Origin of the sequence: Variovorax sp. LjRoot290, assembly GCF_964253985.1 — a bacterium.
Classification (GTDB): Bacteria; Pseudomonadota; Gammaproteobacteria; order Burkholderiales; family Burkholderiaceae_C; genus Variovorax.
In genome coordinates this window covers 3,781,638-3,794,750 of sequence record NZ_CAXURW020000001.1, presented here as the reverse complement: position 1 = coordinate 3,794,750, position 13,113 = coordinate 3,781,638, and the positions used below count along the sequence as shown (strand labels likewise).

13 protein-coding genes are annotated in these 13,113 nt (G+C 66.4%); all 13 read right to left on the bottom strand.

What is annotated here, in order from left to right:
- Positions 1-4: 4 nt before the first annotated feature.
- Positions 5-1,138, bottom strand: a complete 1,134-nt coding sequence (dnaJ, locus tag ACSQ9A_RS18820; protein ID WP_093103197.1) for a molecular chaperone DnaJ — start codon at positions 1,136-1,138, stop codon at positions 5-7.
- A gap of 81 nt (positions 1,139-1,219) precedes the next feature.
- Positions 1,220-3,154, bottom strand: a complete 1,935-nt coding sequence (gene dnaK / locus ACSQ9A_RS18815; RefSeq protein ID WP_093103199.1) for a molecular chaperone DnaK — start codon at positions 3,152-3,154, stop codon at positions 1,220-1,222.
- A 104-nt stretch (positions 3,155-3,258) separates the two neighbouring features.
- The gene (gene grpE, locus ACSQ9A_RS18810; protein ID WP_093103200.1) at positions 3,259-3,828 is read right to left on the bottom strand and encodes a nucleotide exchange factor GrpE; all 570 of its coding nucleotides are present in this window, start codon (positions 3,826-3,828) and stop codon (positions 3,259-3,261) included.
- 130 nt (positions 3,829-3,958) lie between these two features.
- Positions 3,959-4,309 (bottom strand): FKBP-type peptidyl-prolyl cis-trans isomerase, encoded by a 351-nt coding sequence (locus ACSQ9A_RS18805; protein WP_093103202.1) that lies wholly within the window; start codon positions 4,307-4,309, stop codon positions 3,959-3,961.
- Between the two features lie 40 nt (positions 4,310-4,349).
- Positions 4,350-4,706, bottom strand: a complete 357-nt coding sequence (locus ACSQ9A_RS18800; RefSeq protein ID WP_436304725.1) for a winged helix-turn-helix transcriptional regulator — start codon at positions 4,704-4,706, stop codon at positions 4,350-4,352.
- A gap of 174 nt (positions 4,707-4,880) precedes the next feature.
- Positions 4,881-5,732: an archaetidylserine decarboxylase gene (asd, locus tag ACSQ9A_RS18795; RefSeq protein WP_436304724.1), complete on the bottom strand. Its 852-nt coding sequence runs from the start codon at positions 5,730-5,732 to the stop codon at positions 4,881-4,883.
- Positions 5,733-5,799: 67 nt separating this feature from the next.
- Positions 5,800-6,792 carry a Bug family tripartite tricarboxylate transporter substrate binding protein gene (locus ACSQ9A_RS18790; RefSeq protein ID WP_436304723.1) on the bottom strand — a complete coding sequence of 331 codons (993 nt, stop codon included), beginning with the start codon at positions 6,790-6,792 and terminating at the stop codon, positions 5,800-5,802.
- Between the two features lie 45 nt (positions 6,793-6,837).
- Positions 6,838-7,935 (bottom strand): lactonase family protein, encoded by a 1,098-nt coding sequence (locus ACSQ9A_RS18785; protein WP_436304722.1) that lies wholly within the window; start codon positions 7,933-7,935, stop codon positions 6,838-6,840.
- Positions 7,936-7,963: 28 nt separating this feature from the next.
- On the bottom strand, positions 7,964-8,728 hold the full coding sequence (locus tag ACSQ9A_RS18780; protein ID WP_093103209.1) for an SDR family NAD(P)-dependent oxidoreductase: 765 nt from the start codon (positions 8,726-8,728) through the stop codon (positions 7,964-7,966).
- 13 nt (positions 8,729-8,741) lie between these two features.
- Positions 8,742-10,316, bottom strand: coding sequence for a galactarate dehydratase (garD, locus tag ACSQ9A_RS18775; protein ID WP_093103211.1), 1,575 nt, complete (start codon positions 10,314-10,316; stop codon positions 8,742-8,744).
- Complete coding sequence (locus tag ACSQ9A_RS18770; protein WP_436291048.1) at positions 10,313-11,611, bottom strand: TRAP transporter large permease; 1,299 nt, start codon at positions 11,609-11,611, stop codon at positions 10,313-10,315. The genes garD and ACSQ9A_RS18770 overlap by 4 nt, the downstream gene beginning before the upstream one ends.
- The gene (locus tag ACSQ9A_RS18765) at positions 11,602-12,141 is read right to left on the bottom strand and encodes a TRAP transporter small permease (protein WP_436304721.1); all 540 of its coding nucleotides are present in this window, start codon (positions 12,139-12,141) and stop codon (positions 11,602-11,604) included. The genes ACSQ9A_RS18770 and ACSQ9A_RS18765 overlap by 10 nt, the downstream gene beginning before the upstream one ends.
- Complete coding sequence (locus ACSQ9A_RS18760; protein WP_093103214.1) at positions 12,138-13,106, bottom strand: TRAP transporter substrate-binding protein; 969 nt, start codon at positions 13,104-13,106, stop codon at positions 12,138-12,140. Before ACSQ9A_RS18760 ends, ACSQ9A_RS18765 begins: the two co-directional genes overlap by 4 nt.
- Positions 13,107-13,113 lie beyond the last annotated feature (7 nt).

The following is a 13,113-nucleotide window of genomic DNA, read 5'->3' as shown; positions in this document are numbered from 1 at the left end:
GCCGTCAGCTGAAGAACTCCTTGGCCTTGTCGAACCAGCCCTTGTCGGTTGGGCTGTGCTTGTCGCCGCCCTTCTTGAGCGATTCGTCGAGTTCTTTCAGCAACTTGCGCTGGTGCTCGGTGAGCTTGACCGGCGTCTCCACGCGGATGTGGCAGTAGAGGTCGCCCGGGTAGCTGGAGCGCACGCCCTTGACACCCTTGCCGCGCAGGCGGAACTGCTTGCCGCTCTGCGTGCCGTCGGGGATGTCGATGGCGGCCGCGCCCTTGAGCGTGGGCACGTTGATCTCGCCGCCGAGCGCGGCGGTGGTGATGCTGACCGGCACGACGCAGTGCAGGTCGTCGCCGTCGCGCTCGAACAGTTCGTGCTTCTTGAGCCGGATCTCAATATAGAGGTCGCCGGGCGGCCCGCCGTTGGTGCCGGGCTCGCCGTTGCCGGTGCTGCGGATGCGCATGCCGTCGTCGATGCCGGCCGGGATCTTGACCTCGAGCGTCTTGTTGTTCTTGATCTTTCCCTGGCCGTGGCAGGTGGTGCAGGGCTCGGGAATGATCTTGCCGGTGCCGTGGCAGGTCGGGCAGGTCTGCTGCACGCTGAAGAAACCCTGGCGCATCTGCACCGCGCCCTGGCCGTGGCAGGTGGTGCAGGTGATGGGCTTGGTGCCGGGCTTGGCGCCCGTGCCCTTGCAGGTGCCGCAGTCGTCCCAGCTCGGGATGCGGATCTGCGCTTCCTTGCCTTCGGCCGCTTCCTCGAGCGTGACTTCCATCGCGTAGCTCAGGTCGCTGCCGCGGAACACCTGGCGCCCGCCCTGGCGGCCGCCGCGGCCGCCGAACACGTCGCCGAAGATGTCGCCGAAGGCTTCCGCGAAGCCGCCGAAGCCTTCCGCGCCCGGCCCGCCGCGCATGTTGGGGTCGACGCCCGCATGGCCGTACTGGTCGTAGGCGGCGCGCTTCTGCGCGTCCGACAGCATCTCGTAGGCTTCCTTGACCTCCTTGAACTTGGCCTCGGCTTCCTTGCCGGTGTCGCCATGGTTGCGGTCGGGATGGTGCTTCATCGCGAGCTTGCGATAAGCCTTCTTGATTTCTTCCTCGCTGGCGTTCTTCGGGACGCCGAGGGTTTCGTAGTAGTCGCGTTTGGTGGCCATGGTCGGTGGGCTTGGGGGCGAAAACGGAAAAAGGCCGGACCGCCTTGTCAGGAGATCCAGCCTTGCATCAGGGTCGAAAAATCAACCCTTCTTGACTTCCTTGACCTCGGCGTCGACCACGTTGTCGTCGGCTGGAGCGCTTGCAGCTTCCGGGCCAGCGCCCGCCGCGCCGCCCGCGGCCCCGGCGGCCGCCTGGGCGTCGGCGTACATTTTCTCGCCGAGCTTCTGGCTGGCCGTCATCAGCGTGTTGGTCTTTTCCTCGATCGCTGCCTTGTCGTCGCCCTTCAGGACTTCTTCCAACTCCTTGATGGCGGTCTCGATCTTTTCCTTCTCGCCGGCATCCAGGCTCGCGCCGTGTTCGCCGAGCGACTTCTTCACGCTGTGCGCCATCGCTTCGCCCTGGTTGCGGGCCTGGGCGAGCTCGACCTTCTTCTTGTCCTCGGCGGCGTTGAGCTCGGCGTCCTTCACCATCTTCTGGATCTCGTCCTCGGAGAGGCCCGAGTTCGCCTTGATGGTGATCTTGTTTTCCTTGCCGGTGCCCTTGTCCTTGGCGCCGACGTGCAGGATGCCGTTGGCATCGATGTCGAAGCTCACCTCGATCTGCGGCGTGCCGCGCGCGGCCGGCGGAATGCCTTCGAGGTTGAATTCGCCGAGCAGCTTGTTGCCCGAGGCGATCTCGCGTTCGCCCTGGAACACCTTGATCGTCACGGCCGGCTGGTTGTCTTCCGCGGTCGAGAAGGTCTGCGCGAACTTGGTCGGGATCGTGGTGTTCTTCGTGATCATCTTGGTCATCACGCCGCCCATGGTCTCGATGCCGAGCGACAGCGGGGTCACGTCGAGCAAGAGCACGTCCTTGCGGTCGCCCGAGAGCACCTGGCCCTGGATCGCGGCGCCGACGGCCACGGCCTCGTCGGGGTTCACGTCCTTGCGCGGCTCCTTGCCGAAGAATTCCTTCACCTTCTCCTGCACCTTGGGCATGCGGGTCATGCCGCCGACCAGGATCACGTCGCTGATGTCGTTCACGCTGACGCCGGCATCCTTGATGGCGGTGCGGCAGGGCGCGATGGTGCGCTCGATCAGCTCTTCGACCAGCGATTCGAACTTGGCGCGCGTGAGCTTGATGTTCAGATGCTTCGGGCCCGAGGCATCGGCCGTGATGTAGGGCAGGTTGATGTCAGTCTGCGCGCTGTTCGAGAGTTCGATCTTGGCCTTCTCGGCCGCTTCCTTCAGGCGCTGCAGCGCGAGCACGTCCTTGCTGAGGTCGACGCCCTGGTCCTTCTTGAACTCGCCGATGATGTAGTCGATCACGCGCTGGTCGAAGTCCTCGCCGCCGAGGAAGGTGTCGCCGTTGGTCGACAGCACTTCGAACTGCTTCTCGCCGTCGACATCGGCGATCTCGATGATCGAGATGTCGAAGGTGCCGCCGCCCAGGTCGTACACGGCGATCTTGCGGTCGGCCTTGTCCTGCTTGTCGAGGCCGAAGGCGAGGGCCGCCGCGGTCGGCTCGTTGATGATGCGCTTCACGTCCAGCCCGGCGATGCGGCCGGCATCCTTGGTGGCCTGGCGCTGGCTGTCGTTGAAGTAGGCGGGGACGGTGATCACGGCCTCGGTGACGGGCTCGCCGAGGTAGTCTTCGGCGGTCTTCTTCATCTTGCGCAGGATTTCCGCGCTGATCTGCTGGGGAGCGAGCTTCTTGCCGCGCACTTCGACCCAGGCATCGCCGTTGTCGGCCTTGGTGATCGTGTAGGGCATCAGGTCGATGTCCTTCTGCACTTCCTTTTCCTCGAACTTGCGGCCGATCAGGCGCTTGACGGCGTAGATCGTGTTCTTGGGGTTGGTGACGGCCTGGCGCTTGGCCGAGGCGCCGACCAGCACTTCGCCGTCTTCCTGGTACGCAACGATCGACGGCGTGGTGCGCGCGCCTTCCGAGTTCTCGATCACGCGGGTCGTGTTGCCTTCCATGATCGACACGCACGAGTTGGTGGTGCCGAGGTCGATGCCGATGATTTTGGCCATGATGTTGTTACTCCTGAATGCGAAAAATATGTTGTTGTGAACTTGTGGATAACCCGGCTCGATTCAAGGGACGGAGCGGGGATTTCCTGTGGGTTTCGTGTGATTCAGTTAGGGGCGCTGACGGTCACCAGCGCAGGTCGCAGCACGCGGTCGGCGATGGTGTAGCCCTTCTGCAGAACGCCCACGATGGTGTTGGGCTCCTGCCCCTCGACCGGCACGACCGAGATCGCCTGATGCTGGTGCGGATCGAACTTGCTGGCCTGGGCCGGCGCGATCTCGATCACCTTGTTGCGTTCCAGCGCGCTCTTGAGCTGGCGCAGCGTGGCTTCGGCGCCTTCGCGGACCTGCTCGGGCGTGGCGTCCTTGTGGTTCAGGCCGGCTTCGAGGCTGTCCAGCACCGGCAGCAGGCTTTCGGCGAAGGACTCGATGGCGAACTTGCGGCCCTTGCTCACCTCCTCGTCGGCGCGGCGGCGCGCGTTCTGCACGTCGGCCTGCGCGCGCAGGTACTGGTCGGCCAGTTCGGCGTTCTTGGCCCGAAGCTCGGCGATCTCGGCCGTGGCGGCTGCCAGCGCGTCGGCCTCGTTGGCGGCTTGCGCGGCTTCCAGCTCTTCGGGGCTGGGCTCGCCCTGCAGGAAGTTCTCTGGATTCGATTGGGGGTTTTGCGGGTCTGACATGCTCAAAAAGCCGGCGTCCACGCCGGAAAACAAAACAATAGCGGGCCAGATGGGGCTGGGTGCGGGGTTTTCAAGGCAAAAAAATGCGCCCATCCAGGCGCATTTCGCTCGGGGCGGCGGTGCCGCCCGTTCAGTGGGCGTCGAGCAGCTCGACGTCGAACTTCAAGGTTGCATTCGGGGGAATCACGCCGCCGGCGCCGCGTGCGCCGTAGCCGAGGGCGGGCGGGATGATCAGGGTGCGCTGGCCGCCGATCTTCATGCCGGCGACGCCTTCGTCCCAGCCCTTGATGACCTGGCCGGCGCCCAGCGAGAAGGCGAAGGGGTCGTTGCGGTCGCGGCTGGAATCGAACTTGGCGCCCTGCACGCCGTCGTTGTAGAGCCAGCCGGTGTAGTGCACATGCACGTGCTGGCCGGCCTTGGCTTCGGCGCCGTCGCCGACGGTGGTGTCTTCGTACTGCAGGCCGGAGGGAGTGATGGGCATGAGATGCTCCTTTGGGGGATGAAGGAAAAAGGCCCGCAGTTTAACGAGGCGCCGGATTCGGCCCGAGTGCGGGTGCAGGCACGGCAGGCGCCGCCTTCTTGACCTGGTTCACCTGCCACTTCACGGCAAAGGCCTGGAGGTCGGACAGGCGCTTGAGCAAGTCCTGCCCGCTCAACGTGAGGCTGTAGCCCTCGCTGCCGTGGTTCACGATGCCGGCTTCGCGCAGCTCCTTGATGCGGGTGTTGAGGGTGTTGGGCGTGATGTTGCCGACGCTGTCCTGCAGCAGGCGGAAGGTCTGGGCATGGCCGTCACGCAGTGCCCAGAGCACGCGCAGTGCATAGCGGGCTTCCAGCAGCGCAAGCAATTGGTTGACGGCCGCGTTTTCCTTGCTACTCATCGAACAACATCTCCTCGGGGCGGCGGCTGCTGCACGGCGCTGTGGCGCCGCGCGTTTTTTATGTTGGGTGCTGGACCACTCGGATCGGGCCGGCGACTATATCCCAGAAGGCAGCTTGCTACAAGTTTTATAGCTATGCAATGAAGCCGGCTGCGGGTCGCAGCGGCAGCGCCTTCAGGAGGTCGAATGGTTGGCCATGAATTCGCCGAGCCGGATCGCGCCTGCCGGCGCCCATGCCGGGTTGAAGACGAGCGGCGGCGGCGGGAACAGCATCACGACCGTGGATCCGAGCAGGAAGCGGCCCATCTCTTCGCCCTTCTTGAGCACGATCTGGCGGTCGGCGTAGTCCCATTCGCGCACCTCGCCGCCGCGCGGCGGGTTGACCACGCCATGCCACACGGTCGCCATGCTGCCGACGATGGTGGCGCCGACCAGCACCAGCACGAAGGGGCCGCGCGCCGACTCGAAGACGCACACCACGCGCTCGTTGCGCGCGAAGAGGCCGGGCACGCCGCGCGCCGTGGCCGGGTTGACCGAGAACAGCTCGCCCGGCACATAGACCATGCGCAGCAGGCGCCCGTCGCAGGGCATGTGGATGCGGTGATAGTCCTTCGGGCTCAGATAGAGCGTGGCGAAACTGCCGTGCTCGAACTGCGCCGCCAGCACCGCATCGCCGCCGACCAGCGCGGTGATGGTGTAGCTGTGGCCCTTGGCCTGGAAGATCTGGTCGCCCTCGATGGGGCCGAACTGGCTGATCGCGCCGTCGACCGGCGACACCAGGTCGGCTTGCGCGATCGGGCGCGCGCCGGGCTTCAGGGCCCGGGTGAAGAACTCGTTGAAGCTCGGGTAGCTCGCGATGTCGCTGTCCAGCGCCTCGCCCATGTCGACGCCGTACTTGGCGACGAAGCGGCGGATGATCCAGGTCGTGACCGCACCGCGCTCCTTGCCCGCGACCCAGCCGGCAAACGAAGTCAGCGCCTGTTTGGGAAAGAGGTACTGCGGCAGGGCGAAGAGGCGGTCGGACAAGAAGGCGCTTCCAAAAAGGGGAAGGCGATTCTATCGAGCGCCCCGCCTGTCGCCAGCGGGACGGCGGCTACTCCGCCTTGATCGCCGCCGCCTTGATCACTTGCGCCCATTTTTCGACCTCGGCCTTCTGGAAGGCGGCGATCTGCGCGGTCGTCATGTCGGCCGGTTCCATGCCGAAGCCCTTGAGCTTGTCCTGCATCTCGGGCTGGGCGAGGATCTTGCGGATCTCGGTGTGCAGGCGATCGACCACCGGCGCCGGAGTCCCGGCCGGCACGAAGATGGCCTGCCAGGACAGCACCTCGAAGTCCTTCAGGCCCGGCAGGCCCGACTCCGCCACCGTCGGCACGTCCGGCATCGAGGCCAGCCGCTTGGCCGAGCTGACCGCGATCGCGCGCAGCTTGCCGCTCTGGATGTGCGGGCCGGCCACCACGGTGGTGTCGAACATCATGTCGACCTGGCCGCCGATCACGTCCTGGATCGCAGGGCCGCTGCCCTTGTAGGGCACGTGCGTGAACTTGACGCCCGACTTGTACGACAGCAGCTCCAGCGTCAGATGCTGCGAGGTGCCGGTGCCGGCCGAAGCGGACGAGAGCCCGCCCGACTTGGTCTTGCTGGCCTCCAGCACATCCTTCAGCGTCTTGTAGGGGCTCGCCTGGTTGACCACCAGCACCACCGGGTTGGTGCCGATCAGCGTGACCGGCGCAAAGGACTTCTGCGGGTCATAGCCGATCTTGGGGTAGAGGCTCACGTTGATCGCGTGCGAGCTGATGGTGCCGCCCAGCATCGTGTAGCCGTCGGGCGCGGCGCGCGACGCGATCTCCGAACCCACGCTGCCGCCGGCACCGCCCTTGTTGTCGATCACGATGCTGGTGCCCAGCGCGGGCCCGAGCTTCTGGCCGATCAGGCGGCCGAGCACGTCGGTGGTGCCGCCGGCCGGGAAGGGCACGAGGTAGGTGATGGCCTTGCCGCTCGGCCATTGGCCTTGAGCGAAAGCGGGCAGGGCGGGCAGGCCCGCGGCGAGCGAGGCGATGGCGGTCTGGATGAGGGTGCGGCGTTGCATGACAGTGTCTCCTTGGCGTTCAGGTGCAAAAAACTCAGCGCGAGCTCACGGCAGCTCGACGATCTCGACCCAGTTCGGGTTCTTGCCCAGCGGCAGTCGCTGGGGCGTGCCGAGGGCACCGCTCGCAGCGTCGATCGGGTGCACCGAGGCGCTGTGGGACTCCTGGCCGACGGCGATCAGGAAACGGCTGCTCGGATCGATGGCGAAGCCGCGCGGCGTCTTCTCGGTCGGTGTCTGGCCCAGCGCTTGCAGCCGGCCGGTCGAGGCGTCGACCTTGAAGCCCGACAGCGTGCTGGACGTGCGCTCCGATGCGTAGAGATAGCGGCCGTCGGGCGTGAGATGAAGATCGGCGGCCCAGGGCTTGCCGGTGAAGCCCGCGGGCAGCACGGTGGCGCTCTGCTGGAGTTGCAGCGTGCCGCGGGCGGCGTCCCAGGCATACACATGCAGGCCGGCGTCGAGCTCGTTCAGCAGGTACACGTTGCGCTGCGCCTTGTCCCAGACGAAGTGGCGCGGTCCCGACTTCGCCGCGCCGGTCGTCAGCGGCGGGTCGTTGGGCGACAAGACCCCGGTCTGGGCGTCGAAGCGCCAGCTCGAGACGTTGTCGCCGCCCAGGCTGGTCGCCAGCACGAAGCGATTGCCGGCATCGGCGTGAATCGCGTGTGCGTTGGGTGTCGTGGGAAGCAACTGCTGGATCGGGCCGACGTTGCCCGCCTTGTCGATGCTGTTGACCGTGATCTTGTGCCCTGGGTAGGAAGCCGCGAACAGCCAGCGCCCCGTGGCGTCGGTGTCGATGTTGGCCATGCTGTCGGCCAGCGGCGCCTCGCCCAGCTTCTTCAGCTTGCCGCTGGTGCCATCGATCGCGAAACTCGCGACGCGAAAGGGCTGCGAGCGAAGTGCGGCGTACAGGAAGCGCTTGTCGGGGCTCACGGCCATTGGCATCACCATGCCGCCGACGTTCACCGACTCCACAGGCTTCAGCGTGCCCTGGCCGCGGTCGAGCTCGAGCACGGAGATCTCCTGGCTGTCCGCATTGGACACGTAGACCCAGGTGGCGGCCGAAACGTTGCCGCCGATCGCGGCGAGTCCGGGCACGAGCAGCAGCGCGAGGCGGCGCAGCGCGCGAGAAGTGATGGCTGGATGCATGTTTTTCTTCCTTAGGGGTTCAGCCGGTTCAAGGCATGTACTGGCCGCCGTTGACTTCGAGAATCTGGCCCGTCACGTAGCTCGAAAGCTGCTCCGAGGCGAGGTAGAGAAAGGCGCCCACGCAGTCGTCGGGCTCGCCGATGCGGGCCATCGGGATCGTGGCCTTGAAGGACTCGAGCATCTGGGGCGTCGAGAACTGGTCGTGGAAGGGCGTCTGGATCACGCCCGGCGCCACCGCGTTGACGCGGATGCGGTCGAGTGCAAGCTCCTTGGCCAGGCCGCGGGTCGCCGTGCTGACGAAGCCCTTGGCGCCGGCATACAGGTAGGCGCCGGGCCCGCCGCCGTGGCGCGCCGCGACCGACGAGACATTGATGATGCTGCCGCCGCGGCCCTGTGCGCGCATCAGCGGCACCACTTCGCGGCAGAAGGCGAGCACCGAGCGCGCGTTGATGTGCAGCACCTCGTCGAAGAGCGCGTCGTCGAAGTCGGCGATCGGCACGCGCTTGACCAGGCTGCCGGCGTTGTTGACAAGGACGTCGATGCCGCCAAGTCGTGCGACGGTTTCGCGCACCACGCGCCGGATCGCTTCGGTGTCGCGCACGTCGCCCTGCAACGCGAAGGCTTCGCCGCCGGCGGCGGTGATCGCGTCCACCACCTCCTTCGCGGGGCCGGCCGAGCGGTTGTAGTGGACGGCCACGCGCATGCCGCGCGCCGCGTAGGCCCGTGCGACGGCGGCACCGATGCCGGTGCTGGCGCCCGTGACGAGGGCGGTCTTGCCTTTCAGATCTTCCATGCGATTCTCCTTTTCAGGTGACGGGCGCCGGGTTGAACAGCACCAGCGCGTTGTGCAGCTTCCAGTGCTCGGCCCAGGTCTTCTTGCGGCCACTTGCCACGTCGAGCATCAGCCGGAACAGCTCCCAGCCCACGTCTTCGATCGTGGCTTCGCCGTCGGCGATGCGGCCGGCGTTGACGTCCATCAGGTCGTGCCAGCGGCGCGCGAGATCGCTGCGCGTGGCGACCTTGATCACCGGCACCTCGGCCAGCCCGTAGGGCGTGCCGCGGCCGGTGGTGAACACGTGCAGGTTGATGCCGGCCGCGAGCTGCAGCGTGCCGCAAATGAAGTCGCTGGCCGGCGTGGCGGCATAGAGCAGGCCCTTCTGCCGCGCCTTCTCGCCCGGCGCGACGACGCCCGAGATCGGCGAGCTGCCCGACTTCACGATCGAGCCCATCGCCTTCTCGACGATGTTGGAGAGCCCGCCCTTCTTGTTGCCGGGCGTGGTGTTGGCGCTGCGGTCGACGCGGCCCTTGTCGAGGTAGGCGTCGTACCAGGCCATCTCGCGGATCATCGCCTCGGCCACCTCGGGCGTGGTCGCGCGCGAGGTGAGCTGGTCGATGCCGTCGCGCACCTCGGTCACCTCCGAGAACATCACGGTCGCGCCGGCGCGCACCAGCAGGTCGGTGCAGAAGCCGACCGCCGGGTTGGCCGTGACGCCCGAGAAGGCATCGCTGCCGCCGCACTGCACGCCGACCACCAGCTCGCTGGCGGGCACGGTTTCGCGCCGGCGGGCGTTGAGGCGCTCGAGATGCTCCTCGGCCTGGCGCAGGATCGAATCGACCATCGACATGAAGCCGATGTGCGCCTCGTCCTGCAGGCACACCACGTCCAGCCCGGTCTCCGCGCTGGCGCCGACGTCGGCCACGTTGCGTTCGTCGATCAAGGGAATCGTGCCGGGCGGCATCAGGCGCTCGGGCTGCAGCTTCTCGCAGCCCAGGCTCACCACCATCACCTCGCCGCCGAAGTTGGGGTTGAGGCTGATGTTGCGCAGCGTGCGGATCGGAATGATCGCGTCGGGCGCATCGATCGCAACGCCGCAGCCATAGCCGTGCTCCAGCGCCACCACGTCGTCGACGTTCGGAAACTTCGGCAGCAGCTCGGCCTTGATGCGCTGCACGGCGAACTCGGTCACGCCGGCCACGCACTGCACGGTCTGGGTGATGGCCAGGATGTTTCGGGATCCGACCGAGCCGTCGGGATTGCGGTAGCCCTCGAAGGTGTAGCCCTCGAGCGGCGCCTGCGGCGGCGGCTTGACGGTGGCGATCGGCAGGCCTTCGAGCTCCCGTGCGGCGGGCATCTTCAAGAGCCGCTCGTGCACCCAGCTGCCGGCGGCGATGGGCTTCAGCGCATAGCCGATCACGACGTCGTAGCGCCGCACCTCGCCGCCTTCGGGAATGTCGACCAGCGCCACCTTGTGCGCCTGCGGCACCTTCTCGACCAGCGCCAGGCCCGAGGGGAACACGGTGCCGGCAGGCAGCCCGCCGTCGTTGGCCACGATCGCGACGTTGTCGCGCTCGTGCATGGTGATGTAGAGGGGTTCGCTCATTTGGGTGCGGAGAAGAGCTCGGGCAGCCACAGGGAGAAGGCCGGCACGTAGGTCACGAGCATCAGGCACACCAGCAGCGCCCCGTAGAAGGGCCAGATCGATCGCATCACCTGCCCGACCGACACCCCCCCGATGGCGCAGCCGATGAACTGCGTGGTGCCGACCGGCGGCGTGTTCAGGCCGAGCGCGCAGTTGATCAGCATGACGATGCCGAACTGTACCGGGCTCATGCCGAACTGCATCGCGATCGGCAGGAAGATCGGCGTGCAGATCAGGATCGTGGCGGCCATGTCGAGGAAGGTGCCCAGCACGAACAGCAGCACGTTGATCATCAGGAAGATGACCCACGGGCTGCTCGAGACCGAGGTCATCAGTTCGCCGGTTTTCTGCGGCACCTCGTACAGCGCCATGAAGTAGCCGAAGGCCGAGGAGATGCCGATCAGCAGCAGCACCACGCCGGTGGTCTTGCAGGCCTTGGCGCAGGCCTTCAGAAAATCCTGCCAGCTGAGCGACCGGTACACCAGCACCGTGACGCCCAGCGCCCACAGCACGGCGGTGGCTGCCGACTCGGTGGCGGTGAACACCCCCGACAGGATGCCGACGAGGATGATCGCGACGATCAGCAGCCCGGGCAGCGCGCCGATGAAGGCCGCCAGCACCTCGCCCCAGCCGGGGAAAGCGCCGCGGATCGGGTAGCCGCGCTTGATCGCCACGTAATACGCCGCCCCCAGATTGCACAGCGTCAGGATCAGCGCCGGAATCATCCCCGCCAGGATCAGGCTCAGCACGCTGACCGAGGCGATGCCGGTGGTGGCCAGTGTGAAGATGATGAGGTTGTGCGAGGTCGGCATCAGCGCGCCGACCAGCGCCGCGTGCGTGGTGACGTTGACCGCATAGTCCGCGTCGTAGCCCTCGCGCTTCATCAGCGGGATCATCACCGAGCCCATGGCCGACACGTCGGCCACCGGCGAGCCCGCCACGCCGCCGAACAGCGTGCAGCCGATCACGTTGCTCATGCCGAGCCCGCCGCGCACATGGCCGATCAGGCTGTTGGCAAAGCGCACGATGCGTTGCGCGATGCCGCCGTAGAGCATCAGCTCGCCGGCGAACACGAAGAAGGGGATGGCCAGGAACGAGAAGATCTGCATCCCGCCGACCATCTTCTGGAACACCACCGCCACCGGCAGACCGGCGTAGAGCACGGTGGCGACCGAGGCGAGGCCGATCGAGAACGCGACCGGCACGCCGAGGACCAGCAGCGCGAGAAAACTAAGAGAGAGAACAATCAATTCCACGCCGGCACCACTTCCTCGTCACGCAGCAGTGCCACGATGTGTTCAACCGAAAACAGAACGATCAACATGCCCGCGATCACGAGCGCCAGGTAGTCCATGCCCACCGGAATGCCCAGCATGGGCTTGATGTCGCTCCACTTGAGCCGGGTCCAGAGCCAGCCGCTGGAAACCATGATGGCGCCGAACAGCGCCACCAGCGCGTGGATCAGGATCTCGATCTTGAGGCGCAGCGACTCCGGCAACAGGGCGACCAGCGAATCCAGGCCGATGTGGCCGGCATCGCGCACGCCGACCGCCACGCCCAGCGCGGTGACGTACAGCACCAGCTGCAGCGCGAGGCCCTCGGCCCAGACCGGCGTGTCGTTGAAGAGGTAGCGCCCGACCACCTGGTACTGCACGCACACGATGATGGCGATCAGCAGCACCACCGCCAGCATCAGGCTGGCCTTGGACAGCAGCGCGCACACGCGCGAGTACGCATGGCGCGAGGGCGGGCGCGAGGTTTCGGATTCGGCCGGCCCGTCGATCACTTGTTGTCCTGGATCGCCTTGACCAGGCGCTGCAGGTCCGGCGTGGAGATGAACTTGGCGTACACCGGTGCCATGGCGGCGCGGAACGAGGCCTTGTCGACGTCGGACACGATGGTGGCGCCGCCCTTGGTGACCACCTCGAGCGACTTGGCCTCCTGCTCGTCCCACTTCTTGCGCTGGAACGCGACCGATTCCTTGGCCGCGGCGCGGAACATGTCCTGCTCGGCCTTGGGCAGCTTGTCATAGACGGCTTTGGACATCACCAGCATCTCGGGCGCCATCGAATGCTCGGTGCGCGAATAGAACTTGACGGCCTCGTAGTGCTTGAAGCCGTCATAGGACGGGATGTTGTTCTCCGCGGCGTCGATCAGCCCGGTCTTGAGGCCGGTGTAGACCTCGCCGATCGGCACCGGCGTGGCATTGGCGCCCATGGCGTTGATCAGCGACACCCACAGGTCGGATTGCTGCACGCGGATCTTCATGCCCTTGGTGTCGGCCAGCGACTTCACCGGCTTCTTGGCGTAGATCGAGCGCGCGCCGCTGTCGTAGAAGGCCAGGCCGACCAGGCCCTCGGGCTCGCAGCTCTTCAGGATCTCCTCGCCGGCCGGGCCGTCGAGCGACTTGCGCATGTGGGCGATCGAGTCGAACAGGAAGGGCATTGTCGGCACCAGCGTCTTGGCGCACAGCGAGTTCAGCGGGCTGATGTTGACGCGGGTCATCTCCAGCGCGCCGATCTTCACCTGGTCGATGGTTTCCTTTTCGGTCCCCAGCGCGCCCTTGTTGAAGACCTTGATCTTGTATTTGCCGTTGCTGCGCTTGTCGAGCAGCTCGCTCATGTACTTGACCGCGGCCACGGTCGGGTAGTCGTCGCTGTTGTGCACATCGGCCGAACGGAATTCGACGGCGTGCGCGGCCACGCCCAAGGCGGCGGCCGCCAGGGCGATCAGGGTGCGGGTGTATGTCATTTGTCTT